This is a genomic window from Bacteroides sp. Marseille-P3684 (assembly GCF_900291465.1).
Taxonomy (GTDB): Bacteria; Bacteroidota; Bacteroidia; order Bacteroidales; family Bacteroidaceae; genus Phocaeicola_A.
The window spans coordinates 1,151,345-1,177,689 of the sequence record NZ_LT985808.1 but is presented as its reverse complement, the minus strand read 5'-3'; the positions used below and the strand labels follow the sequence as shown (position 1 = coordinate 1,177,689).

At 54.2% G+C, this 26,345-nt stretch carries 22 protein-coding genes; 12 read left to right on the top strand and 10 right to left on the bottom strand.

The annotated features are described in order from the left end of the window. Positions 1 to 71 precede the first annotated feature (71 nt). Positions 72 to 506 carry a nucleoside deaminase gene (locus tag C8275_RS04410; RefSeq protein WP_106484253.1) on the bottom strand — a complete coding sequence of 145 codons (435 nt, stop codon included), beginning with the start codon at positions 504 to 506 and terminating at the stop codon, positions 72 to 74. Positions 507 to 508: 2 nt separating this feature from the next. Continuing rightward, entirely contained in the window at positions 509 to 742 is a 234-nt protein-coding gene (locus tag C8275_RS04405; protein ID WP_022385509.1) for a hypothetical protein, read from the bottom strand. A gap of 75 nt (positions 743 to 817) precedes the next feature. Here C8275_RS04405 and C8275_RS04400 point away from each other — a divergent pair, with 75 nt between their 5' ends. Continuing rightward, entirely contained in the window at positions 818 to 1,183 is a 366-nt protein-coding gene (locus C8275_RS04400) for a YraN family protein (RefSeq protein ID WP_022385510.1), read from the top strand. A gap of 58 nt (positions 1,184 to 1,241) precedes the next feature. Beyond that, on the top strand, positions 1,242 to 1,988 hold the full coding sequence (locus C8275_RS04395) for a biotin--[acetyl-CoA-carboxylase] ligase (RefSeq protein ID WP_022385511.1): 747 nt from the start codon (positions 1,242 to 1,244) through the stop codon (positions 1,986 to 1,988). 28 nt (positions 1,989 to 2,016) lie between these two features. On the opposite strand, the gene C8275_RS04390 is transcribed toward C8275_RS04395, so the two are convergent. From C8275_RS04390 to C8275_RS04355, 8 genes are all read right to left on the bottom strand, one after another. Continuing rightward, a complete protein-coding gene (locus tag C8275_RS04390; protein ID WP_106484252.1) occupies positions 2,017 to 3,246 on the bottom strand; it encodes a TlpA disulfide reductase family protein in 1,230 nt (409 codons plus the stop codon). 86 nt (positions 3,247 to 3,332) lie between these two features. Then, complete coding sequence (locus C8275_RS04385) at positions 3,333 to 4,034, bottom strand: fibrobacter succinogenes major paralogous domain-containing protein (protein WP_106484251.1); 702 nt, start codon at positions 4,032 to 4,034, stop codon at positions 3,333 to 3,335. A gap of 23 nt (positions 4,035 to 4,057) precedes the next feature. Further along, positions 4,058 to 4,981, bottom strand: coding sequence for a hypothetical protein (locus tag C8275_RS04380; protein ID WP_157948168.1), 924 nt, complete (start codon positions 4,979 to 4,981; stop codon positions 4,058 to 4,060). A gap of 28 nt (positions 4,982 to 5,009) precedes the next feature. Next, entirely contained in the window at positions 5,010 to 6,575 is a 1,566-nt protein-coding gene (locus tag C8275_RS04375) for a RagB/SusD family nutrient uptake outer membrane protein (protein ID WP_106484249.1), read from the bottom strand. A 12-nt stretch (positions 6,576 to 6,587) separates the two neighbouring features. Next, on the bottom strand, positions 6,588 to 10,169 hold the full coding sequence (locus C8275_RS04370; RefSeq protein WP_106484248.1) for a SusC/RagA family TonB-linked outer membrane protein: 3,582 nt from the start codon (positions 10,167 to 10,169) through the stop codon (positions 6,588 to 6,590). A gap of 12 nt (positions 10,170 to 10,181) precedes the next feature. Next, positions 10,182 to 11,333 (bottom strand): FecR family protein, encoded by a 1,152-nt coding sequence (locus C8275_RS04365; protein ID WP_199881860.1) that lies wholly within the window; start codon positions 11,331 to 11,333, stop codon positions 10,182 to 10,184. A gap of 484 nt (positions 11,334 to 11,817) precedes the next feature. Then, the gene (locus C8275_RS04360) at positions 11,818 to 12,243 is read right to left on the bottom strand and encodes an acetyltransferase (protein ID WP_106484246.1); all 426 of its coding nucleotides are present in this window, start codon (positions 12,241 to 12,243) and stop codon (positions 11,818 to 11,820) included. 58 nt (positions 12,244 to 12,301) lie between these two features. Beyond that, complete coding sequence (locus tag C8275_RS04355; RefSeq protein ID WP_157948167.1) at positions 12,302 to 12,877, bottom strand: sigma-70 family RNA polymerase sigma factor; 576 nt, start codon at positions 12,875 to 12,877, stop codon at positions 12,302 to 12,304. Positions 12,878 to 13,156: 279 nt separating this feature from the next. Here C8275_RS04355 and C8275_RS04350 point away from each other — a divergent pair, with 279 nt between their 5' ends. The 10 genes from C8275_RS04350 to trpS all read left to right on the top strand — a co-directional run bounded on the left by C8275_RS04350 (position 13,157) and on the right by trpS (position 25,961). After that, positions 13,157 to 14,548 carry an ATP-binding protein gene (locus C8275_RS04350; protein ID WP_106484244.1) on the top strand — a complete coding sequence of 464 codons (1,392 nt, stop codon included), beginning with the start codon at positions 13,157 to 13,159 and terminating at the stop codon, positions 14,546 to 14,548. Positions 14,549 to 15,423: 875 nt separating this feature from the next. Beyond that, a complete protein-coding gene (locus C8275_RS04340) occupies positions 15,424 to 15,693 on the top strand; it encodes a helix-turn-helix transcriptional regulator (RefSeq protein WP_106484242.1) in 270 nt (89 codons plus the stop codon). A gap of 7 nt (positions 15,694 to 15,700) precedes the next feature. Next, positions 15,701 to 16,936: a hypothetical protein gene (locus tag C8275_RS04335; protein ID WP_157948166.1), complete on the top strand. Its 1,236-nt coding sequence runs from the start codon at positions 15,701 to 15,703 to the stop codon at positions 16,934 to 16,936. Positions 16,937 to 16,982: 46 nt separating this feature from the next. Beyond that, the gene (locus tag C8275_RS04330) at positions 16,983 to 17,843 is read left to right on the top strand and encodes a peptidyl-prolyl cis-trans isomerase (RefSeq protein WP_106484240.1); all 861 of its coding nucleotides are present in this window, start codon (positions 16,983 to 16,985) and stop codon (positions 17,841 to 17,843) included. Beyond that, a complete protein-coding gene (locus C8275_RS04325) occupies positions 17,840 to 19,201 on the top strand; it encodes a peptidylprolyl isomerase (protein ID WP_106484239.1) in 1,362 nt (453 codons plus the stop codon). Before C8275_RS04330 ends, C8275_RS04325 begins: the two co-directional genes overlap by 4 nt. Before the next feature lie 27 nt (positions 19,202 to 19,228). Beyond that, complete coding sequence (locus C8275_RS04320; protein WP_106484238.1) at positions 19,229 to 20,896, top strand: OstA-like protein; 1,668 nt, start codon at positions 19,229 to 19,231, stop codon at positions 20,894 to 20,896. Positions 20,897 to 20,906: 10 nt separating this feature from the next. Then, a complete protein-coding gene (locus C8275_RS14620) occupies positions 20,907 to 21,149 on the top strand; it encodes a hypothetical protein (RefSeq protein ID WP_157948165.1) in 243 nt (80 codons plus the stop codon). Between the two features lie 9 nt (positions 21,150 to 21,158). Continuing rightward, on the top strand, positions 21,159 to 23,078 hold the full coding sequence (gene mutL, locus C8275_RS04315; protein ID WP_106484237.1) for a DNA mismatch repair endonuclease MutL: 1,920 nt from the start codon (positions 21,159 to 21,161) through the stop codon (positions 23,076 to 23,078). Positions 23,079 to 23,477: 399 nt separating this feature from the next. Beyond that, positions 23,478 to 24,647, top strand: coding sequence for an OmpA family protein (locus C8275_RS04310; protein WP_106484236.1), 1,170 nt, complete (start codon positions 23,478 to 23,480; stop codon positions 24,645 to 24,647). Between the two features lie 225 nt (positions 24,648 to 24,872). Beyond that, a complete protein-coding gene (gene trpS, locus C8275_RS04305) occupies positions 24,873 to 25,961 on the top strand; it encodes a tryptophan--tRNA ligase (RefSeq protein WP_022385527.1) in 1,089 nt (362 codons plus the stop codon). Positions 25,962 to 26,345: the final 384 nt, after the last annotated feature.

Sequence of the window (26,345 nt, the reverse complement as noted above, 5' to 3'; positions counted from 1 at the left end):
AAATACGACAAACAGGACAGAAGCAGAAGGAAGGTCCGATGACCTCTTCTGCTTCTGTCCTGTTTGTTTTCCTATCTTCTTTTCCGGAAGAACTCCTGCATCAGCGTCCGCGCCTCATCGGCAAGCACGCCGCTCACCACCACCGTCTTGGGATGGAGCACGGCAGGAGCATACAGGTGATAGCCCCGTTTGTCGTCGGCTGCGCCATAGACCAGACGCCCCAGCTGCGACCAGCCCAAGGCCCCGGCACACATGGGACAGGGCTCCACGGTGACATAAAGCGTACAATCGTTGAGGTATTTGCCACCCAAGGTATGAGCGGCTGCAGTGATGGCCTGCATCTCGGCATGAGCCGTGACATCGGTCAGTGTCTCGGTGAGGTTATGTGCACGGGCAATGATGCGGTCGCGGCACACCACGACGGCACCCACCGGCACCTCGCCACAGTCTGCCGCCAGACGGGCTTCCGCCAGCGCCTGTCTCATGTAATAGGAATCATCGGGCATAGTCAGCGTCGCATATCATGTTCGTTGAACAAAGTCGGGTAGTCATCCTCCATCGCACGGCAGATGAAGGCAAGCATGGTCTCGCGCATCCAGCGTCCCTTGTTCGTTATCTTGTATCTATGCAAGTAACGGTCGACGATGGCTGCCTCATCCTCGCTCACCAGACACACCAGGCGGCGCGTACGTTTCGGTTCGGTCGGAGCTACTTTTACCCGTTTTTTGACTTCTTTGCTCATACTACCTGCAAATTTAGTTGCTCTGAGTAAATAACGAAAGATAAAAAGAGTAAATTTGCAAAAAAGACAACAACTATGGCTGAACACAACCTGCTGGGACAAGCCGGAGAAGACCTTGCAGCAGATTTCCTCCTGTCAAAAGGATACTACATCCGCCACCGCAACTGGCGTGCCGGACGTCACGAGCTCGACATCATCGCCGTGCAGGACGGGACGCTGGTCGTCGTCGAGGTAAAGACCCGACGGAACGGCAGCTTCGGCGACCCCTATGAAGCCATCGACGAACGGAAGGTACGCAGCATCGTATGGGCTACGGACGCCTACCTGAGGCGGTTCAACCTGGACATGCCGGTACGTTTCGATGTGATTGCCGTCACCGGCAATGCTGCCAGCCACAGCATTGAGCACATCGAGGATGCCTTCTATCCTCCCTTGGAATAAGCCCGTCCGTCGGCTATTCCATCCCCCCAGAAACTCACACGCAAAATGAGAACCGCATATGAAACACTACCTTGACCACTTCGAAATCATACGTGTCGACGAGACCGACTCGACCAACAACGCCATCCGCAACCATGAACACAGTCCAGGCAAAGAGTTCCTCGTAATCTCCGCCGAATATCAGACCGGCGGCAAGGGACAACGCGGCAACTCCTGGGAATCGGCGCGGGGGAAGAACCTGCTCTTCAGCCTGTCGTGCCATCCGACGTTCCTGCACGCCCAACAGCAATTCCTGCTGTCGCAAATCATCTCACTCAGCGTGCTCGATGTCTTCCGGCACTACATCCGTCGCTTCAGCATCAAGTGGCCCAACGACATCTACTGGCGCGACAAGAAGATTGGCGGCATCCTCATCGAGAACGACCTCTCGGGCACACACATTGCCCGCAGCATCATCGGGGTCGGTTTGAACATCAATCAAACGGAGTTCAAAGGCGGCGCACCCAATCCAGTATCACTGCTCCAGGTCTGCGGAATACACTGCAAGCGCAAGCATGTGCTGGAACGCATCCTGAAACATTTCGAATCCTACTACCGCATGCTGGAGCGTGGCGAGGTGGAAACCATCCGCGAACACTACCGCAAGGCGTTGTTCCGCCGGCGCGACTTCCATCCTTACCGGGATGCCGACGGAGTATTCAATGCCCGCCTCCATCATGTGGAGGACAGTGGTCTCATCATCCTTGAAGACACGGAAGGCCGTCTGCGCCCCTATGCCTTCAAAGAAGTGGAGTTTGTGTTGTAAGAAGACCTGCAATACGGCGGTTTCTCGATTACAAGGCAGTCTCCTCACTTGCCTCCTGCATCAGCATACGCTCCACGACATCGGGACTGTGCGTACCGACCCGGATGTTCCCGTCCGGGTCAAGCAAAAGCAGGAAAGGAATCCCCGTCAGCTGATACAGCTCGGACAGTTGTTTCGACACCTCAGGCGTGACGGTAAACTGACGCCAGGGCATCTGCTCCTCCTTCATGGCACGTTGCCAGTCCGCCTCCTTGCGGTCAACGGACACACTGATGATGTCGAGTGCAACAGGTTGTGCTGCATGGAGCTGTTTCAGATGCGGAATCGACGCACGACACGGACCGCACCACGACGCCCAGAAGTCGACCAATGTATAGACACCCGGTTTACGGACGGCAGCAAGAGTTGTCGGCTGCCTCCCGGTATCGAGAAGCGCAAAGTCCTTCAACGGCTGTCCGGCAACGTATTCCCGGTATGCCTCTGCCTGCTGACGGACGTGTGCCAGACGCACCGTGTCGCAAGTACCCTTCACACAATCGAGCCAACGGTCCAGTTCGTCAGCCGTCAGACTGAAAGGTTCCGTCAGCTTCCGCCCGACCAGATACACCGAGATGGACGCCTCGGGATGGCTGCGGATAAACGCATCGGTCAGCTCTTTCACCTTGCCGGCAGCCTCTTGGGAACGCTGCTTGTAGTATGAAAGGGAGTCTGCATTCCTCCTCTCCTGACGGGAGAACTGAAGGTCCGCATACCGGCGTTCCATCTGCCAGGCGACCAGCTCGGCAGCGTGCAGAGCCTTCCGGTAAGCGAGGTATTCCTGTTGGGCACGTCCACCGCTGACCGTCGCATTACGCTCCTTCTCCAACGGAGAATGCCCGAACTCATACGTCAGCGGGAGGCTGTCGAGATGAACGGCTTCCATTGCAACGTGGACATTCTCCAGCATCAGACGGGTGTCCGTCTCCGTCTCATACGAGGAGCCGTCCTCGTAAGTCTCCGTCCGCAGAATCTCTACCCGGCAGAGTGTGGGAGATACGACACTGCCACGGAAGGTGAAACGTCCGTCACGTGCTGTTGTCTCTCCCAGTGGTTCTCCCCTGCTGCCGTCTTTCTCCAAGTTTACCAGACGGACGGTCGTACCGTCTTCCAGTCCGGGGACATGCCCGTCAAGCACAAATCCCGGAGTTCCCTGTCCCAGTGCACTTCCCATCGTCAGCAGACAACCGGAGAGGACAGACACAAATCTATTTCTGTTCATGGCTTCATGTGGTTTTGCAGGTATTCGAAAACAAGACTAGTTGTTTCATGGAGTTCTGATAGTTAAAACCATTTCTAATTCAATGTTTATCGGACATCACGTACCCAGCGGACGGACATGTACTTGTTGGAGTTGTTGCCACTCTGACGTTCCACCCCTTCCTGTCCGCTGACCAGTTTGCGGAAGAACACCATCCGGTAGCCGTCGCCTCCCGGCTTGCTCTCATCCACGGTAGAGGTCCAGTAGTATCCTGCCTCCCCATCGTACTTCAACAGGCATCCCACTCCGTATGTCTCGCTGCTGTAGAGCACCGAGCCTCCGAGTTTCAGTCCCAGTTCTGCGCCCTGGTCGGAGCGCGTCAGCAGGGAGGCGATGCTCCCCCGCCATCCCGTCCGGTCAACCTCTCCTCCCATGCCCATCGCACGTTCCAGCTTCTTCCAGTCGTCATCGGTAGGCAGACGCCAACCCTCGGGGGCGGATGCCAGTGCTTCCTCATAGCTCAGGAGGTTGCCGTACTCATTGAAATAGTCAGTGGTGTCAGCGTCGAAGGAAATGGTTTCATACCAGCCGTAGTCAGGCACATAGTATTCCACGTTCCACACCCGGGAACCATTCCGGGCATTTTCCGTCGTCCATTCCTGATCTCCGATACGTACCCATCCATAGGTGTTCCCCTGGTTGTCGGTCACAGTCCCATGTGCTGTCGGCTCAACCGTCAGTCTGTTGTCATCATCGCTGCAAGCCACCAGGACCAGTGCGGCAAGCAGACTTATCAGCCATTGTTTCATAGTGTACTCGTGAATTGTAAAAGTTAGAACTTATATCCCGTAGCCAGAATCGCCTGTCTGACCAACTCCATCCGCTGCATGAGGAGGCTGTAGGCTCCATACTGCGCTTCAATCTCTTCCCAAGGAGTGTTCATCACCAGTTCAAAGAAGTCATCCCAATCAGAATACGGAGGAGTATCATAGTAGAACTCGTCATACCAGTCTTCCGAATAACTGATGAATCCCAGCTCGTAGAGGGCTTCCATCTGCGTACGGTCCCATCCGAGAATGAGGTCGCCCAGGTAACTGTCGGAGACCTCCGCCGGAATCAGGTCGTAGAAGGGACCCTGGTAATCATCCCAGTTCAAGTCACTGATGCCATCATCAACCAGATTGGTCAGCACCGCCAGAGCCATCTCCCGACGTTCCTCCTCATCCAGGTGCAGCACGTCCTTTGTGTCGATAGCCATGCAATAGATGTTCGATTTGTAACTCAGGTCCTCCCACGTAGAACCGTAAGAGTTCTCCCGGATGCCATTGACCAGCAGGATTGAGTAAGGCAGCAGGTTCTGCGAGAGGTGAGGGAGGAAGTCGGCTTTAATCATCTCAGCCGCTGCCGCCTTTTCCTCCTGCGTCTGATAATAGCCGAAGGCATAGGCTGCGTTGTTGTAGCCCGTCAGGCTGTAACGGAAGTTCAGCACTTCAGTGGCATAGACAGGGGCCCCGTTGACATCCGTACCATTGAGGTCATGACGAAGCGTGTCGTTGAAGAAGAGATAGACTCCGGTCTCGTCAAAGAAGTCACGGCGCAATTCCGCCTCGGCGCTGTGGTCATCCTCCTTCGGAAGGAAGAAGTTGGTGTCCTCGCCGCTGGGCGTCAGCAGCTCCTCGTCGGAAGAGCAGGCTGCCAGGAACCCGAGAGCTCCGGCAAGCAACATACCTATATAATAATGTGTCAAATGTTTCATAGTCTACAGATGAATGAATAACTTGGACTTAATAATTCTCGCTGCGTGCAGGCTTGCGTGCCGGACGCTCGTTGTCTCCCAGCGACACCTGGAACTCCAGCACCTTCCGCGGGATGGGCAACGTATAGGCAGGGTCATTGGTTTCAAGCCGGTAGTAGTCGCAGCGCAACGGGTAGTAAGAGTCATAATACACATGTCCGTGCTCGATGGTCTTGCTCCACGGGTAGGGTTGGCACACGGTGTAACGCCGCAAGTCAAACCAGCGATGGCCCTCCAGCAGAAACTCACGGGCACGCTCGTCGCGGATGAGTCCGACCAGTTCGCTTCCGGTCTGGGTGATGCTCGGAGCAGTCTCCATACGGGTTTCAAGGAAAGTCTCCAGGACGCGCCGTGCCTCAGCCTCATCGCCGGCACAGGCCGAAGCCTCCGCCAAGGTCAGGTAAGCCTCGGGGGTACGCAGCAGGAAGCAGTCGGACACCTCGCTGTAGTTGCCCCACGCACGTTGCTGTCCATTGACCTTCAGGAAGACGGGAGACTGACGGAAGTTCTCGCTGGCACCAATGAAGAGGTTGGTACGCAGGTCTCCCCGCTGGAACAGCTCCATCATCTCATCGGAAATGAAGTAGGCAGGCATGTAGTTGTCGAACATCCCGCGCCAGTCGGCAAAGGCGACGGAAATCATGTAGCCGCCCATGGAGAAGATGGTCTCGGGCGAATCACGGTAAACGACATCCGTGCCCGGAGTCAGGGAGTGGAGGTCGAGCAGGCCGTCCTGCAGTTCGAGCACCCGCCGTGCCTCGCGGGCTGCGGCTTCCCAGTCCTGCATGTACAGGTACACACGGCTGCGCAACAGGAGGGTGGCGGTCAGGTCGGCATGATAGACCGACACACGCTCTTTGCCCTGCAGGCAGGCTTCCGCCTGTTCGAGGTCTGCCAGTATCTGTCGGTAAACGGTAGTCAGCGGTTCGCGTGTGAACTCGCGGTCCTCCACGTATTCGGAGAGTTTGATGGGGACTCCCGGCGTGGAGGCAGCCGTCTGCGGATGGTAGGGCTGTGCATACAGGTTGGCAAGCAGGAAGTAGTAGGCAGCACGCAGGAAGTACGCCTCTCCCTTTACCCGTTCCCTGCCTGCCACATCATCTTCCCGGGAAGCCGGCTGCTCGTCGATGAGCGCCAACACCATGTTGCAGGTGTTGATTTTCTCATAGAGCATGTTCCAGTAGGCTTCGTCACCGCCCACATAGCGCAGGTCCTGGTCTACGCCCGTATCCTGCTGCCAGGTGTAGAAGGCAAACTTGTCGGAGCGGTAACTCAAAAGGTCGTTTTCGTTGTCAGGATTCTCCTTCAGTTCATCGCTCATGAAGTGCAGGATGTCAAGATTACTGTGTATTTCGCTGACAGTAAAGCTGCCGTCGTCATCCGACACGAAGCGGCAGGGTTGCAGGTAACCATCCCCCAGAAGAAGTTCGTTGAGGTCCTCCCAGCTCTCCACTTGTGCCTTGTCTTGTGAATACTCCTCCAGGAAATCCGAGCAGGACGAGCCGGCGAACATGCCTGCCAGCAGAAGGAGCGAGGTTCTTATCATTGTTTTCATACATCGGTCATTTTAGAAGGTTACACTTAAACCGAGCGAGAAGCTCGGACGGTCTGAAAGTTGGATGGTCGTGAAGCCACCTTGCGTCGGGGTCTGCCCCTTCAGGTCCTTGTCGGCAATGGTAAAGAGATTGCTGCCCGAGGCCGTCAGCTCCAGACGGCTGATGCCGTAAGGCTGCATCCACTCGTCCGGGAAGACATAGGAAAGGCTGATGTTGCCACACTTCAGGTAGTTGGCGCTCACCACACGCAGGTCGCTGTAGTCATACATGTCCCAGTAGCTGTCGGCTATGGGCTGCACCGCCTGACCATCATATTCCAACCGTCCCGACCAGTGCCCGCTGTACTTGAAATAGTTGCCGTCGGCCTCCCCGATGATGGCGGGGATGTCCGTATGCCGTTCGTCACCGGGATGCTGCCAGCGGTCGAGATAATCGCGGCTCATGTTGTTCTCCGGACGGATTTCAGCGGCGTCGTATGCATTGCCCGATGCCGAACCGTACATCCCGAACAGACGGGTACTGGCACCCAGGCTGTAGGAGAACATGGCCGAGAACCGCAGGTTCTTCCAGCGCAGGGTCGTGCTCAGTCCGCCCTGCATGGTCGGCTCGCGTGAACCGGTCGCCTTGAGTACACGGGTATAGGTGTCATACTTGCTCAAGCCGATGAGGTCCTCATAGTGGTCTTCCCAGTCATCGAACATCGGGCCGCCGTCGACCGGGCTCAGTCCCAGGTAACGGTACGAGTAGAACGTCCCGATGGACTCCCCCTTGACCACTGCCGTGCCGTTCAGGAAGTCGCTCAGCTCATAAGATTCGCCATCGGGTGAAGAGGTGATCTCATTGAACGTACGCGAAAACGAGGTCGTCACCGACCATCGCCAGTCCCGGTTCATGATGGGGCTGACGGTGAGGTCGACACTGTATCCGTCATTGGAGATGTTGCCCCGGTTTACCGTATACGAGCCGTAGCCGTTGACCGTAGAGATTGTCTTGCTCATGAAGGCATCCTTGGTCCGCTTGAAATAGACCGACGCCTCCATCTGCAGCCGGCTGTCGAAGAAGGAAGCCTCCAGACCGATGTTGTAGGAGTTGGTCTTCTCCCACTTCAGGTTCGGATTGGGATTCCCGTTTGCCGACGCCGTGAACTCATTATAGTAAGGATGAAGCGGATTCTTCGTGATGGTCAGCACGGGCGACTCGGAGGTGAGCATGTTTCCCTGGAAACCGTAGGAGCTCTTCACCGTGAGGTAGTCTATCCAGTCGAGGTCGCGCATGAAGTCCAGCTGCCCGAAGTTGAAGGAGGCGGACACCGACCAGATGGGCAGAAGCTTGTCGTTGCTCTGGTCGCCGAACTGGTTCGAGCCGTCGATGCGTCCGTTGAGGTTCAGATAGACCATCTGATTCCAGCTGTAGGTGAAGGAGGCATAGGCCGAGATGATGTTGTTCAGGTTATCCGTCAGGTGAGGAACGTTCGACGCCAACCAGCTGCCATAGGACGGATACTCGCTCAGGTTGATGTTGTTGACGAACGACAGCCCGCGGTCCGGATAGTAGCCCCTCGCCGTATAATCGTTCATCTTATAACGTGTGGAACTGGCTTCGTAGCCCACCACTCCGTTGAAGTTATGCTTCTCCCCGTCACCGAAGTACTTGTTCCAGTCCAGCTGCAGACGCACGGTCCAGCTTTTCTGGCGGGAGTTCTGAGTGTTCAGCTCGCCTCCCTGCGGCAGGGTACTCGTGGAGGGAGCCACCGTGCCGTACTCACTTCCACGCAACTCCGCCACATGATTCGTCCGGTCGCCCCAGTAACTCTCGATGGTGGTGTTCTGTGCCGAATAGGAAGCGATGGCATTCGCCGACAGCCAGTCATTGAACTTGAAGCGGAAGTTGGCATCCAGCTGGAAGGAGCTTCCCTCCTGCCCGACTCCGCTGTTCTCCAGCTCATTCAGGATATTGTAGTCGTACCCCTCTGACGAGGTCACCATCTTCTTGTAGTAGGCATACTCCCCGTCCGCATCGAAAGCCGGGATGGCACGGCTCGCCGTGTAGGCATGCTCCACCGGAGACAGGGAGCTCTGCGGATAGGAACGCCGGGTGATGTTCCCCTTCATGTTGAACGAGGCGTCGAGCCACGACGTCAGGTTCGCATCGAGATTCAGCGCGGCGGTGTAACGCTTGTCCGATGTGTTCTTCACCACATCGTCGGTGTCCGCATAACCGATGGAGGCATAGTAGCGCCCGGCATCCGAGCCTCCGTTGACGCTCATCGTGTGCTGCTGGGAGAAGCTGTCATGCGTCAGCAGGTCAAACCAGTCGGTGTTCAGCGTCTCCAGCCGTGAGACATTGCTCGCGAACTCGTCGTAACTTATCTGGTGCTTGTAGAGCTGCATGAGCTGCCCTTCATACCCCACCGGGGAGATGTTGGTGCTGTAGACATAGCCCGAGTTATACAGTTCCCGGGAGAACTGGATGCGCTCCTTCGAGTTCATCACATCCACCGAGCGGTCCGAGTAACGCGGACGCAGCTTGTAGTTGAGCGAGTTGGTATAGCGTATCTCCGGCTTGCCCACCCGTCCGCGCTTGGTGGTGATGACGATGACACCATTGGCAGCCTTCGAGCCATACAGGGCGGTAGCGGAAGCGTCCTTCAGCACGTCCAGCCGTTCGATATCCTGCGGGTTCAGTCCGGCAATGGCATTACCGATGCGGTTGACAAAGTCGGGGTCATTGAGCTCTTCAGGGGCTATCTGCACGGCATCCTGCACCACGATGCCATCGACCACCCACAGCGGTTCACGGTTACCGATGATGGACGAGGTTCCGCGGATACGTATCTTCGGCGCCACCCCTGCCTCGCCGGAGTTGCTCATGAACATCAGGTCAGTGACCTGCCCTTCGAGCATCTGGTCGATGGAGGTGTAGTCGGGACGGATGATGTCTTCCGCCTTGACCGTGGTCACGGCACTCGTCAATGCCCGCTTGTTGATGACCTGGTAGCCGGTCACGACCACCTCGTCGAGGTTCTGCGAGTCATCCTCCAGGTAGATGTTCAGCGGACGTCCCTTCCAGGTGAGATGCTGTGTCTTCATGCCAATGAATGACACGGTGAGCCGGGGCTGCTTCCCGTCCCGGGTCTCGGCCAGCGGAAGTCTGAACGAACCGTCAATGCCCGTGACGGTTGCCTGGGAAGCCCCTTCCTGCTTGACAGAGACACCTGCCAGCGGCTCTCCTTCACGGTCGACCACCTTTCCAGTAGCCGTCTTTCCCTCATCCTGCTTGCGCCGGATGACCACCGTACGGTTGTCATCGGCAATCTCGTAAGTCAGTCCGCTCCCCGCAAGGCAATGGCTGAGAATCTTGTCCAGCGAAGCATCGGTAAAGTTGTAGTCCTTCTTCTGCAGTCCTTCCACGGCATTGTTGCTGTACATGAAGTTCACCTGCACCTGCTTCTTGATTTCCACGAACAGTTCCCGGATGGAAGCCTGTTTCAGCCGGACGGTCACCGGTTTGTCTGTCTGTGCCATCACCACCGACGAACCCGACAGCAGGATGGAGGCAAACAGCAACCGTGCTAGTTTGCGTTTTTCTCTCATAATGTATTGTGGTTAGTGTTTCAATGTATGTCTTTTTTCAGAAATGAGTACCTGATTCTTCTTCAGCGTGATGTCTGCCTCCCCAATCAGGCTGACCACCTCGACAAAGCGGTTGAACGTGTCGTAACGGTCAAGGTCCAGCGTAAAGCGCATCTGTCTGACCTTGTCGCTGCTGAACGAGGCATGCACATCATACCAGCGCTCCATCTCTCTCATGATGTAGTCCAACGGACGGTTGTCGAACACGAAGCGTCCGTGATGCCATGCCGTAGCCGCATAGACATCCGCGGGCAGGATGCGTATGCCTCCCGCCGCATCGACAACCGCCTTGTGCCCGACGGGCAGTGACACCTCCTCCCGCGGGGAACGTACATCCAGCCGTCCGCTTTCGAGGACAACCTCCAGACAAGGCTCGTCCTCCCGGCAACGGATGTTCAGTTTCGTTCCCCGTACCAGGAGGTCCGCCTTTTCCGTATGGATGGTGAAGGGGTGGAGCGAATCCTTGCTGACCTCCAGATAGGCTTCGCCCGAAAGGTTGATGTGACGGTTGTGTGCCGAGAAACCGGTCGGCACGGCCAGGGAGGATTCGGCATCGAGATGGATGTCCGTCCCGTCGTCCAGGCGCACCTTGTACTCACTGCCTTGTGGAACGACGACACGCGTATAGAGGTCGGGCGACAGCTCTTTGTCTCCTGACGGAGCTCCGGTGAGGTCGGCGGAAGCGAACGTCCCGCTCAGCAAGTCGTCGGTACGGACAGACTTCTGTCCGTCGGGCCAGGAGATTTCAGCCAGCGTTGTGCCCGGACCGATGGGACTCTCCTCGCCCGTCCGGAGATACCAGCCTGCCCACGCACCGAAGACCAATATCAGGATGGCGGCAGCCGCTGCGAGCCGGTATCTGCGCCGGTAGAGGCGGGACAACACACCGCCTCGGACGCCCATACGGCGATAGAGTCCCTGCCACGTCCGTTCCTGCCACGCCGTGTTCTCGTCGAGCACCGCTGCGGCCAGGAAGTCGGGCGCGAGCAATTCGTCCGCCAACCGTCGGCAGTCCGCATCACTGTCCGTCAGCCTCCTCAACTCCTCCTGTTCCGGTTCGGTGAGGGTCCCCGTCAGCTGTTTCATGACGAGCTGTTTCACCCGTTCGAGTTTGTTTGTGTCCATAGGGTATGCTGTTTTAACCATAATCTTTGAATTTATACCCTAAGAAACAACCCAACTCCTGCTTGGTGTAATACCTGATGTGATTTTTTTTTGCAAGTCCGGATGAAGCGAAGGGCTGGTTTTCCCTTCCGCAAGCCCGACCTACCGGCTTGCCCGTCCCCCCGGAGAAGCTTCCGCAAGACGGCACCGACGGCTTGCGCATCCCACCGTCGTGAGATGCGCTTCTCGTTTTGCCGAGATGCTCATCTCACCGGTGACGTCATGCTCAAAGGGACAGGAGTGAGATGAGCTAGAGGAAAAGAGGCGTTACGCAGGGTGTGACAACCAGTTGCGGGAAAAGGCACGAAGGAGATGCGCAAGAGGGTCGTGCCGTCTTGCGCATAAGGGCGGAATGAGAGGGCGGAAAAGCGGACCTTGACAGCCCGAAAAGGGAGAAAAAACGAGCTGAGGGAACGAACGGGCATGGGGAAAAGTCCGGAACTTCCTAGCCCAGCTGCATGTGCAGGAGTGGATAGGGTTTCCCCTCCCCGTCCCGTTCAGAACGGGACACGACGCGGAATCCCATGCGCTCATAGAATCCGAGGGCGGCAGTGTTGGCTTCGTTCACGTCGACCCGCGTCGCCTGCAACACCTCGATGGCGTGACGTACCAGCTGACGGCCGATTCCCTGTCCACGGGAAGCATTCTCGACAAACAGCATCTCGATGTTCCCGTCGGCTGTGCCGATAAACCCCGTCAGTCGGGCGTCCTGTTCGAAGCCGACCAGCGTGACCTGTGGGAAATAGGCAGGGACCTGCTCCTTGTAGTAGCGGAAGTCCTCTTCGCGAAGGAACTCGTGCGTGGAGCGCACCGCGCTCTCCCATATTTCCAGCAAGCGGGGATAGTCTGTAGGCTCAATACGGCGAATCATAAGTTCTTTTTGGGGATACAAAAATAAGCATCAGGCGGGACATTTCCAAAGGCATCCGTCATGCCGGACGCGCCAACAGGTGGCAGACCGCCAGCAAGGCGTCCTTGAGCCTGCGTCGCAACTGGTGGTTGGCATTGTTGATGTGCTTCTTTACGGTGTTGATGGTGATGTGAAACTCTTCGGCAATCTCCCGCTGCGTCTTGCCGGACAGGCTGGCGGCATAGACCTGGCGGCATGCCGTCGGCAGGTCATCGAAGGCGGCATTGACCATCTGATAGACTTCCGCCTTAATCATCCGGATGGTGACCTCCTCTTCCTGCGGCTCCCGGGAAACGGCTTGTCCTGCATATTCGGTCTCGACACGGGCATGCTTCAGGTGGTTCAAGATGGCATGATAGAGCGACTGGGACAAGTAGGCACGGAAAGCGACGAGGTTGGGAAAGACCTCCTGACGTTCCCAGATGCGGAGCCATACATCCTGGATGAGGTCCGCCACAACCTCCTCGTCCGGAATGTATTGCATGCCGAAATACTTCAAGCGACGGAAGTTCGCTTCATACTGCTGCTTGAAGATACGGATGTCGGTCAGGTCGACTTCCTTGTCAGGGTCTGCATGGTTTCCGGACAGGTTCATGAATGTAGTTCTCCGAGGATGTTTGAAGGGTTGAATCGCCTTTTCGTGCGTCGGCGGTAAAGGTACTACATTTGCAGGAAACATCCATTCATGTGGACGAAGTTTCGCAAAAAAACGGTGATGCCTTGGCTTTGTGATTTGGATAACTTGCACGAAAGTGCATGATTGGCTTGAAAAAATGTAGGCGCAATGATTTATTCGTTCAAAAAAGTGTGTTGCATGGAACGTTATTCGCTGGAAAAAGTGTAGCTTTGCTATGGATAAGGATATGATTACGCCATGCTCAAAAGGAAAATAGAAACATATTTAGCTCAGTGGAAAGAGTCTGAGAACAGAAAGCCTCTTGTAATAAAAGGTATCCGCCAATGTGGAAAAACATACATTGTCCAGAAATTCGCAAAAGAGAATTATGAGAGTGTAGTCTATATGAACTTCATACTTGAGCCAGACAAGAAGTCTGCCTTTACGGGCAATATAGATGTCAACACCATTATTCTCAATCTCTCCGCTTTGATTCAAGGCAGTCGTTTCATTGAAGGGAAAACCTGCATTATCCTTGATGAGATTCAAGAGTGCAAGGAAGCAAGGACAGCCTTAAAGTCATTTCATATAGACGGTCGTTTCGATGTTATTGCTACCGGTTCTCTGTTGGGAGTGAAAGGCTACGGCAAAAGCAAGAATAAGAACGAAGAGGAGGGTTCGGATTCTGTTCCTGTCGGATATGAAACCATGATCGACATGTATCCGTTGGACTTTGAGGAATTCCTATGGGCAAATGGTATCAATGAGGCAGTCATTGATACAGTCAAATCATGCTTTGAGAATGAAACGGTTGTTCCCACCGGGATTCACAAGGCAATGATGGAGTTGCTGTATAGATATACCATTGTCGGAGGTCTGCCGGAGGTGGTGAACTGCTTTCTTGAAACAAAGAATATTGAACTTATATATAAGACGCAGCGTAATCTTATTGCCGAATACGAAGAGGACATGGTTAAATATGCGGACGATGCTGACAAGCCTCATATCCGTGAATGTTTTGAATCTATTCCTACTCAATTGGCTAAAGAGAACAAGAAATTCCAGTATTCCATCGTCAGGAAAGGCGGAAGGTCTTCGCAATATATCGGAAGCATTCAATGGTTAGAGGATGCCGGGATAGTTCGTAGATGTTATAATACACAGATTACGGAACTCCCGTTAGAGGGTAATTCCATCAAAGAGTGCTTCAAGGTATATACCACTGACATTGGCATTCTTACGGCAATGCTAGACTATGGTACCCAAGCAGACATTTTGAAAGGTAATCTTCTTGGATACAAAGGTGCTATCTTTGAGAATCTGATGGCTGATTTCCTATGCAAGTCCGGGCAGAAGCTATATTACTTCCATAAGAATAGTGGGCTTGAACTGGATTTTCTGGTGAGATTCAAGGGTGAATGCGTTATCCTTGAAGTCAAGGCAAAGTCGGGAAAGGCTAAAAGCATGACTACGGTTTTGAAGAACAAGAACGTGTATCATATCAAGCATGCAATCAAGTTGGGGCAATATAATGTAAGTCGTGAGGGGGATATACTCACCATTCCGCTTTATATGGGATTCCTTGTTGAGGATAAGCTTGCGGACGTGATTATTCCTGACATAGATTTGAGTTTGTTGACTACCATTTAACCTCCACATCCGTTTGCCGCATTTGAGGTGGCAAGACAGCTCCCGTCAACGTCTCCGGCAGGCTTATGATAAGCATTTTAAACACCCACAACAGGATAGATGCGGAGCCATACATCCTGGATGAGGTCCGCCACGACCTCCTCGTCCGGAATGTATTGCATGCCGAAATACTTCAAGCGGCGGAAGTTCGCTTCATACTGCTGCTTGAAGATACGGATGTCGGTCAGGTCGACTTCCTTGTCAGGGTCTGCATGGTTTCCGGACAGGTTCATGAATGTAGTTCTCCGAGGATGTTTGAAGGGTTGAATCGCCTTTTCGTGCGTCGGCGGTAAAGGTACTACATTTGCAGGAAACATCCATTCATGTGGACGAAGTTTCGCAAAAAAACGGTGATGNTACTTCAAGCGGCGGAAGTTCGCTTCATACTGCTGCTTGAAGATACGGATGTCGGTCAGGTCGACTTCCTTGTCAGGGTCTGCATGGTTTCCGGACAGGTTCATGAATGTAGTTCTCCGAGGATGTTTGAAGGGTTGAATCGCCTTTTCGTGCGTCGGCGGTAAAGGTACTACATTTGCAGGAAACATCCATTCATGTGGACGAAGTTTCGCAAAAAAACGGTGATGACTTGCGTTCCGCGTCTGCCATCCTTACACCGAAGTCCAAAAACGGATGTCAGATTTCGGGCATTGCAACTTGAGCTTGCGAAAGCTAAATTAGCATAAAAAGGCACCCTATTTCATTTATAAGGAAAATACTAACAATATCTTTGTGCCGAAAAACCAAGAAGATGGGTAACGCTGAATCAAGACGGGTAAAGGCCACCGAAAACTGCACCATCTATTCCATACAATAGAAACTGCAAATACTTTTGACCTATGAAAACGATAAAGACTTCTTTCGATGAAATGTTGGCAAGCACCTCCCCGACTATTCAGCAAGAGGTGTCCTTGGAGTTTGCCATATCCAATCGTATTTATGAACTGATGACAGAACGTGGCTTATCCAAAGTAGAGTTTGCACAGGCATTAGGCAAACGGCCAAGTGAAGTGACCAAATGGTTAAGCGGCCAACATAATTTCACGATAAAGACCCTTTCATTGCTTTCTTCTTTCTTCGGAGAGACTTTGATAAGCGTTAATAAATGATTACAACATGATAAAACGAATATTCCTTTGGGGAGGGCTGATGCTGGCAAGCCTCTGCGCATCGGCACAGAGCGACACACTGCTGATGAGAGTAGGACACCTGCCGGTGTCGCGGAGCGAGTTCCTGTATGCTTATCGCAAGAATGCCGGCGCCCTGCCTCCGTCGGATTTCCTGCGGCGCTTCGTCCGCCTGAAGTGGAGAGTCTGCCAGGCACAGACGGAAGGACTGGACACGACACGACTCTTCCGTCAGCAGTTCGAGAACTGCAAGCTGCGGTTGCAGAAACTCAACCGTCAGCAACAGGCTTCCGTCTCTCCCGAAGCACCGGACACGGACGGACGATGGATTGCACACGTCTGCCTGCGCATCCCCCAGTCGGTCTCCTACAGTGGCACCAGAGCATGGGTGGCAAAGCTCGACTCGGTGTCGGCTGCCATGCCGTCGGCAGGGGAACTGGCAAGCTGGATTGAACAGAACGCCGGACATCTCCCCACCGGATGGCAGGCGGAAATCGTCTGCGTCAAGCCTTACCAGCTGCCCAACGAGCTGCTGACACGGCTGCGTCTGCTGAAGCCCGACGAGACCTCCCGCCCCTTCCTCTCGGCTGCCGGCGTGCATCTCATCGGACGGCTGACGGAAGAAGAGATTCCGGAAGAAGAGGCTGCGCCGAGGGTCCGGGAGACCGACAAGCAATACCTCCTCCGCGAATACCACGACGGACTGCTTGCCGGCATGGTGGAAGACGAACTGCTGCAAACCGACGACGAGCGGCTGAAACACTACTACAAGAAACACAAGAAACACTACCGCTGGAAGTTGCCCCACTTCAAGGGCATCATCCTGCAAGCCAATGACAAGGAACGTCTGGAACGACTCCTGACCTACCTCGACGGCTTTCCCGAAGAGGAGTGGACCGACGCCATCCGTCGGTTCGACGAGGTGGGCGGCTCGCAATGGCTGAAGGTGGAAGAAGGACTATTCCAGATCGGGACCAACGCATCGGTCGACAAGCTCTTCTTCGGACAGGGGGAGTTCACCCCTTCGCCCGACTATCCCTACGTGCAGGTGCTGGGCAAGGTGCTCAAGCGGAAGCCGGAATCCTACAAGGACGTCTACGCACTCCTGGAACGTGACTACAAGGCGGGCATGCTCGCCAAAGAAGAAGAAAAGTGGGCAAAGAAGTTTAAGGTTGAAATAAACCAAGAGGTTTTAAAAACAGTTAAGAGTCACGATGCTATATAGATTAAAGCTGTATCTTCGTTCACTGTTTTTGCATCTTCGTGGCAGTATGAAAAAAAGAGGATACCCGCTTCTCGGCCTGGCGGTTGTGCTGGCAGCCTGTGGCAGTCCGACCGACCACCGCGGCAAGACACCGCTGGTGGAAGTCGACGGGAACTTCCTGTACGCCGAGGATGTGAAGCCGCTCATGCCCGTAGGACTGTCGAAAAAGGACAGCACCACGTTCATGGACAACTACTTGCGCAACTGGGTGGAAGACCGGCTGCTCTATGAAAAGGCTGAAAGCAACGTCCCCGACATGGAGCGCATCGAGGAACTGGTGCAGAGCTACCGCCGTTCGCTCATCATGCACAGCTACCAGCAGAACCTGGTGGCACAGGAACTGACGGACGAACTGTCGGAAGCAGACCTGCGCGACTTCTACGAGAAGAACCGGACGCTGTTCAAGACGGACGAAACCCTGCTGAAGGGGCTTTTCATCAAGGTTCCCCTGACGGCAAAGGACCTCAGCCGCATCCGCCGCTGGTACCGGCAGAAGGACGAAAAGTCCATCGACCACCTGGAGAAATACAGCCTGGGACATGCCGCCGACTATCAGTACTTCTACGACCGCTGGATGCCGGCATCCGCCATACTCGGCAAACTTCCGCAGAAGTTCAAGGATGCCGAGAGCTACTTGCGGCGCAACCGCGACGTGGAGCTGAAGGACACGGCATACTACTACTTCCTGCACGTGGACGAGCTGCTGCAACGGGGAGAAGTGAAACCCTTCGAAGCTGCACGCGACGAGGTGAAAAGCGCCTTGGGCACCCTCCGGCAAGCCGACTTCATGCGCAAGGTAAGGACCGACCTCTACCAACGGGCTGTTGATAACGATGAAATTAAGTATTATTATAACAAAGACCAATGAGAAGACTGTTTACTAGCAAGCTCCTGTTGCTCTTGTGTGCCTGGACGCTGGGCACCGCCACTTATGCACAGGACAATATCATTGACGAAGTGGTGTGGGTTGTCGGCGATGAGGCCATCCTGAAGTCCGACGTCGAGCAAGCCCGCCTGCAAGCACAATACCAAGGCATCAAGTTTGACAAGGACCCCTACTGTGTCATCCCCGAACAGATGGCGGTGCAGAAGCTGTTCCTCCATCAGGCGGTCCTCGACAGTGTGGAAGTGTCCGACACCGAAGTGTTGTCCATGGTCGACCAACGCATGAACTACTACATCCAGCAAGTGGGCTCGAAGGAGAAGTTCGAGGAGTACATGAACATGACCTCCACCCAAATCCGTGAAAAATGGCGCGAGGACGTGCGCAACGAGATGATTGCCGACAAGATGAAACGCCAGATCGTGGGCGACATCAAGGTGACTCCCGCACAGGTACGCCGCTACTTCAGCCAGCTTCCGCAAGACAGCATCCCCTATATCCCGACTCAGGTAGAGGTGCAGATCATCACCCAGCAGCCGAAGATTCCCCAGGAAGAGATTGACCGTGTGAAAGCCCGTCTGCGTGACTTCACCGAACGGGTAAACTCCGGCGAGACACAGTTCTCCACCTTGGCCCGTCTGTACTCCGAAGACCCGGGCTCGGCCCGTCAGGGAGGAGAGATGGACTTCATGGGACGCGGACAGCTCGTGCCGGAGTTTGCAGCCGTCGCCTTCAACCTGACCGACCCCAAGAAGGTGTCGAAGGTCGTGGAGACGGAATACGGCTTCCACATCATCCAGCTTGTCGAGAAGCGCGGCGACCGCATCAAGGTACGCCACATCCTGCTCAAGCCGCAGGTGTCAGAAAAGGACCTCACCGCCTCGCTCGCCCACCTCGACTCCATCGCCAACGACATCCGCAGCGAGAAGTTCACCTTCGAGAGTGCCGCCCTCTATCTCTCGGACGACAAGGACTCGAAGAACAACAACGGTCTGATGCCGAACTCACAGCTGGGAACTTCCCGGTTTGAGATGGGACAACTCCCGCAGGAGATTGCCGTCGTGGTGGACAAGATGAACATCGGCGAAATCTCGAACGCCTTCACCATGATTGATGCCAAGAACGGCAAGGAGAAGTGTGCCATCGTCAAGCTGAAGACACGCATCCCCGGGCACAAGGCAACCATCACCGAGGACTACCAGCGACTCAAGTCCGTCGTACTGGAAAAGCTCCAGAACGAGAAGCTCCAGAAGTGGATTGCCGAGAAACAACGGACCACGTACGTCCGCATCAACGACCGGTGGAAGAACTGCGACTTCCAGTACCCCGGATGGATTCACTAAAACAACAGGAAAAGGAACTGACATTATATGTTTGATACTGAAAAGCGTAGAAACATTCTAGGCGGGCACAGAATATTACTGTTTGGTATTCTGTGCCTGTTTGGCATTTGTGCGGCGCAGGTGCGCCCGACGAACGGCAAGCAGAAAAAGGAGCCACAGAAGACCAAGGTCTACCTGCTGCACTCCGACATCCTCCGGTTCAACAAGGAGCAGAACCCCGACGCACAAATCCTGGTCGGCAACGTACGTTTCCGCCACGACAGTGCCTACATGGACTGCGACTCGGCCTACTTCTATGAAGCCCGCAACTCCTTTGAAGCGTTCGGAAACATCAAGATGCAGCAGGGCGACACGCTGTTCATCTATGGTGACTGGCTCTACTATGACGGCAATTCGCAGATAGCCATGCTCCGTGAGAACGTGAAGATGCAGAACCGGAACACCATCCTGACAACCGACAGCCTGAACTACGACCGGGTGTTCAACCTGGGCTATTTCTTCGAAGGCGGTACGCTCACCGACGAAGAGAACATCCTGACGTCCGACTGGGGCGAGTACAGCCCCGCCACGAAGAATGCCGTGTTCAACTATGACGTCAAGCTCGTCAACCCGAAGTTCACCCTCACCTCGGACACCCTGCGCTACAACTCACAGACCAAGATAGCCAACATCGTAGGCCCCTCGGACATCGTAAGTGACCAGAACCACATCTATTCCGAGCTGGGCTTCTACAACACCACAAGCGGTGAGGCCATCCTGCTGCAACGGTCGGTACTCACCAACCAGCAACGTCAGCTGGTGGGCGACAGCCTGTTCTACAACCGGAACAAGGGGTATGGCGAGGCATTCCGCAACGTGGTCATGACCGACACCGAGAACAAGAACCTCCTGACCGGTGAATACGGCTTCTACGACGAGCTGAAGGGGAATGCCCTGGTGACCGACAGCGCACTTGCCATCAACTATTCGCAGAACAACGACAGCCTCTACATGCACGGCGACACGCTGCGGCTCATCACCTACAACATGAACACCGACTCCGTCTACCGGAAGACATTCGTCTACCACAAGGTGCGCATCTACAAGAGCGACCTGCAGGGCGTCTGCGACTCGCTGGTCTTCAACTCACAGGACTCCTGCATGACGATGTACCACGACCCCATTGTGTGGAACGGCAAACAACAACTCTTCGGAGAGGAAATCCGTGCCTACATGAATGACAGTACCATCGACTGGGCACACATCATCAATCAGGCCATGTCCATCGAACAGATGGACTCGGTACACTACAACCAGGTGAGCGGAAAGGAAATCAAGGCCTACTTTACCGGCGGAGACCTTCGTCAGGTCGATGTCATCGGCAATGTGCGCCTGGGCTACTTCCCTGTCGACGGAAAAGACAGTACGCTCATCGGCTACATCACTGCCGAATCCAGCCTGATGAATGTCTACCTGCTGCAACGCAAGGTACAGAAAATCAAGATGACCACACAGACGGACGGCGTGATGTACCCGATGCTTCAGATTCCTGAAGACAAGCTCTACCTGCCCTCGTTCGCCTGGTTTGACTACATCCGTCCGCTCAACAAAGACGATGTGTTCCGCTGGCGCGGCAAGAAAGCCGGACAGGAGCTGAAGAAGAGCGTCCAACGCAAACCGCCTCTGCCCACGCTGAAAGGGTTGCTGAAGAAATAGCCGGTTCACGATGGGACTCTTTCAGACACGCCGCCCCCGGGGATTCCACCATACCTATATATATTATGGTAGGTCTTCCTCCCGCCGCGCAACTCCGGGAAGGGAAGCAGGCGACAAGGAACGGCTGTTCCGGAAACGCTGGCACCGGCGCACCCCATCCCGCCGCAACCCGCTGCTCGTGCGACTCGTCCTGCTGGCATTGCTGGCAGGACTGCTCTATTACCTGTTAAATGGAAGTCAGACTATTCTATAAGCTACATCTATGAGTGATATAATTCGTGTATTACCCGATTCCGTTGCCAACCAGATAGCCGCCGGCGAAGTAATCCAACGCCCCGCTTCGGTGGTGAAGGAACTCGTGGAAAATGCCATCGATGCCGAAGCCAAGAACATCCATGTGTTGATAACCGACGCCGGGAAAACCGCCATCCAGGTCATCGACGACGGGAAAGGCATGTCAGAGACGGACGCCCGCCTCTCCTTTGAACGCCACGCCACCTCCAAGATACGCGAGGCAGCCGACCTGTTCGCCTTGCACACCATGGGCTTCCGTGGAGAAGCGCTTGCCTCCATCGCTGCGGTGGCGCAAGTCGAACTGAAAACGCGCAGAGAAACCGACGAACTGGGGACGCTGATAGCCATAGCCGGTTCGAAGCTCCAGAACCAGGAACCGGTGTCGTGTGCCCGGGGATGCAACTTCACGGTGAACAACCTGTTCTTCAACGTGCCCGCACGCCGCAAGTTTCTCAAGTCCAACCAGACAGAGCTGAGCAACATCCTGAACGAGTTCGAACGTATCGTCCTGGTACATCCCGACGTGGCGTTCACCCTCCATCACAACGAGTCTGAGCTGTTCAACCTGCCCGTCTCCCCCCTCCGCCAACGGCTGATCGAGGTGTTCGGGAAGAAGCTCAACCAGCAGTTGCTCAACCTGAACGTCGAGACATCCATGGTCAAAATCAGCGGCTATGTAGGCAAACCGGAATCTTCGCGAAAGAAAGGCTCACACCAATACTTCTTCGTCAACGGACGCTACATGCGCCATCCCTACTTCCATAAAGCCGTGATGGATGCCTACGAGAACCTCATCCCTGCCGGCGAACAGATATCCTACTTCATCTATTTCGAGATTGACCCGGCAAACATCGACGTGAACATCCACCCGACGAAGACCGAAATCAAGTTCGAGAACGAGCAGGCCATCTGGCAGATACTCGCTGCCGCCGTCAAGGAGTCATTGGGCAAGTTCAATGCCATCCCGACCATCGACTTCGACACGGAAGACATGCCGGACATCCCGGTCTTCGATACGTCCGGCTATGCCGAAGCACCCCGCATGACCTATAACCCCAGCTACAACCCGTTTGAAACGAGCGAAGAAACTTCGTATGTTCCGGGAACAGGAAACAGCAGCTCCGGCGGCAGGTCGGCGTCCACCTATGTACCCAACTTTGACGAACCGTCCGTGCCCGACAATTGGGAAAGTCTCTACCAGGGAGCACTGAAACCCGACCTCCCCGAATCGGTACCTTCCGAGACTCCGGAAGCCACACCGACGGAACCTGCCACCCATCTGCTCGCCACAGCCGGAGAATCCTCCGCTGCCGGAGCCGGTGCAGAACGTGCCGCCCAGCACTACCAGTTCAAGGGACGCTACATCCTCACCTCGGTCAAATCCGGACTGATGCTCATCGAGCAGACCCGTGCCCACATCCGGGTGCTCTACGACCGTTACCTTGCCCAGATAGTCAAACACCAAGGGACCTCACAAGGTATCCTTTTCCCGGAAGTGGTGCAATTCCCCGCGTCCGAAGCAGTCATCCTGGAAAGCATCCTCGACGATCTCTCCGCCATCGGCTTCGACCTTTCCAACCTGGGTGGAGGAAGCTATGCCATCAACGGAGTACCTGCCGACATTGAAGGCATTGTCCCCGCAACCCTCCTGCACGACCTGGTCCATACAGCCATGGAGAAAGGATGTGGCGTCAAGGAGGAAGTCCATCATGCCCTCGCCCTCGTCATGGCAAAAGCCGCCGCCATCGTGCCGGGACAAGTGCTGAGCAACGAGGAGATGGACGGACTGGTAGACGCCCTGTTCTCCTGTCAGACACCCAACTATACTCCGGACGGGAAAACCATCCTGTCCGTCATTCCGGGCGATGACATTGATGCCTTGTTCTGAGACAGACCGGAATCTCTCCGGACAAAGGCATGAGGTGCATAAAATATATTTTACAAGTTAAGCGCATGCATTTGAACATAGAAACTGACACTTCAAACCCGCCAGGAAAGGATAAAACGAACAATAGGAAAGCACGTCCTGGCCAATATACAGCTTCAACCCGTTGAAGCCTAAGCAAAAAGGCACTTCCCTCAAAAAAGCCTTTCCTATAAATTGCTAGAAAATGAGCCTATTAAGTAATAACTTGCCATCGGAGGCATAAAATAATTGCCTTCATAGACTAATGTTAAGTATAATTTGTGTATCTTTGCATGTAGTAGCCAGTTCTAATAGAAGAGTTTGAACGGTACGAAATTTAATATTTAAGACAAATAATAGTAATTCATAAATAACATAATTATGAAAAAGTTGATGCTTGCACTGGCAGTAGCCAGTTTGTCTTCTGCAGCGATAGCACAGGAGACTTACACAGTGACTGATGTCCCTGTGAAAGAGAAAAGCGTAGAAACCAACTCCTTCTGGAGCAACTGGTTTATCAGCGCTGGTGTGAATTACAATGCGTTCTATTCAAGCCAGGAAGAAGGTATCTCCAAGAATCCCTTCAATGATCGTGGCAAGTTTGGTTTCAATGTAGCTGTTGGTAAGTGGTTTACTCCGGGCTTGGGTATCCGCGCCAAATTCGACGGCGTGAAAGGTGTCCAGGTAAACGGTGGTGTATGGTCACCCGACAACATCGACTTTGACTATTGGAACCTGCACGGCGATGTATTGTTCAACCTGAGCAACATGATTTTCGGCTACAACGAGAACCGCGTATGGAACTTCATCCCCTACCTGGGTGCTGGAGTAATCCGTAACTGCTCTCAGAACAACTACATGATGGGTGCCAACGTAGGTATCCTGAACACCTTCCGTTTGAACAAGCGCCTCAGCGTGAACTTCGAACTCTCTGCATTGGCAGCACCGAAGAGCTTCGACGGCATCGGTTACAAAGCCAGCGGCAACAAGATCTGGAGAGGTGCCGACAAGGTATTCACCGCTTCGGTTGGTTTGACCGTGAACTTGGGCAAGACCACAGGCTTCCGCAAGGCTGTTGACGTAGATGCCTTGATGGCATTGAACGCAAGCCAGCTCGATGCATTGAACTCTGCATTGGCAGCTCAACAGAACGAAAACGCTCGTCTGAAAGAAGAATTGGCCAAGAAGCCGAAGGAAGTAATCAAGACCGACTATCGTAAGGAATACGTAGGTGCTCCGCGCTCTATCTTCTTCAACATCGGTTCTTCTCAAATCGCTTCCAGAAAAGAAATCGTGAACTTGCAGGTATTGGCTGATGCAGTGAAAGCTGACAGCAACATCAAGCTGAAAGTTACCGGTTATGCCGACAGCGCAACAGGTAGCGCCGCATTCAACCAGAAGTTGAGTGAGAAGCGTGCAAACCGCGTTGCTGACGAGTTGGTTAAATTGGGCGTAAGCCGCGACAACCTCGTTGTTGAAGGCTTGGGTGGTGTAGCTACCTTGAAACCCAACTCTTACAACCGTCGTGTAATTGTTGACGTTGTGAAATAATCGCTGAAGATTAAGACTTACTAATTGATAAAAGCCTCTTGCTCTCGGGCGAGAGGCTTTTTTTATTTTGCACCTGTCCGAACGCCGCGTACGGCACGGACAAGGAATAAAGAAAAGGAGAAAGGGGGAGCGGATAATGTCCGCTTTTTCTGTATCTTTGCTCGCCGTGTATACCGTGGCGAACAGCATCATTGAATTAATACAACTGAATCACATTATAGTATTATGGGAAAAATCATACTGACCGGTGACCGCCCGACCGGAAGACTGCACTTGGGACACTACGTCGGCTCATTGAAACGCCGTGTTGAATTGCAGGAATGTGGCGACTATGAGAAGATGTTTGTATTCATTGCCGATGCACAGGCTTTGACCGACAATGCAGACAATCCTGAGAAGGTACGTCAGAACATCATTGAAGTGGCTCTTGACTACCTGGCTTGCGGATTAGACCCCAACAAGGTGACTCTGTTCATCCAGTCGCAGATACCCGAGCTGGCAGAACTGACCACCTACTTCATGAACCTGGTTACCGTATCACGCCTGCAACGTAACCCGACAGTGAAGACTGAGATACAAATGCGCAACTTTGAAACCAGCATACCGGTAGGCTTCTTCTGCTATCCCATCAGCCAGGCTGCCGACATCGCCGCCTTCAAGGCTACAACCGTACCGGCTGGCGAAGACCAGGAACCGATGTTGGAACAGACCCGTGAGATTGTAAAGCGTTTCAACTATGTGTATGGTGAGACTTTGGTGGAACCGCAGATTCTGCTGCCGGAGAATCAGGTGTGCATGCGCCTGCCGGGCACGGATGGAAAAGCCAAGATGAGCAAATCCCTGGGCAACTGCATCTATCTGTCCGACTCCGGGAAAGTGCTCCAGGAAAAGGTACGCAGCATGTACACGGACCCCACACACCTCAAGGTGAGTGACCCGGGCAAGGTGGAGGGAAACACCGTGTTCACTTACCTCGATGCCTTCTGTCGTCCTGAACACTTCGAGCGTTATCTGCCTGAATATCCCAATCTCGACGAACTGAAAGCCCACTACCAGCGTGGCGGACTGGGCGACGTGAAGGTCAAGAAATTCCTGAATGCCATCCTGGATGAACTGCTGAATCCGATTTGTGCCCGCCGCAAGGAATTTGAACAGGACATTCCCGAAGTCTACCGCATCCTGAAAGAAGGAAGCCTGCGTGCACGCGAAGTGGCTGCACAGACATTGAGCGAGGTACGTCGCGCCATGAAGATAGACTACTTCAACGACATCGACTTCATCAACGAACAGGCACGCCGCTTCAAAGGCGAATAAGGGTCCGGACGAATCCCAATACCTGAAGTCCTGAAAACGAAAAGCCATCCGGCTTTGTCCTGCCCTTGCAAAGGGAACGGCAAAGCGCGGATGGCTTCTTATTTTAAAGAGGAGTAATGGAGGAGAGTTTCCCGGCTCTCCTCCTTCCGATATCTGTGGGGAACAATATCGGCCCAACTCCTCTCTCTCCTCTAGTATGTCACAGGAAGGAGATTGTACGGATGTTTCGTGTCCGGGCAATCATCTTCCCTTTCTCTCGACAGCAAAAATACATGGAATATACATGCGACGGATAAATTTATGATGTACAAGTGAAACACATCATTCCTATGATTAACAGTTATTTATCAAATTACCATGATGTACAAATACGGCTGATTTCTC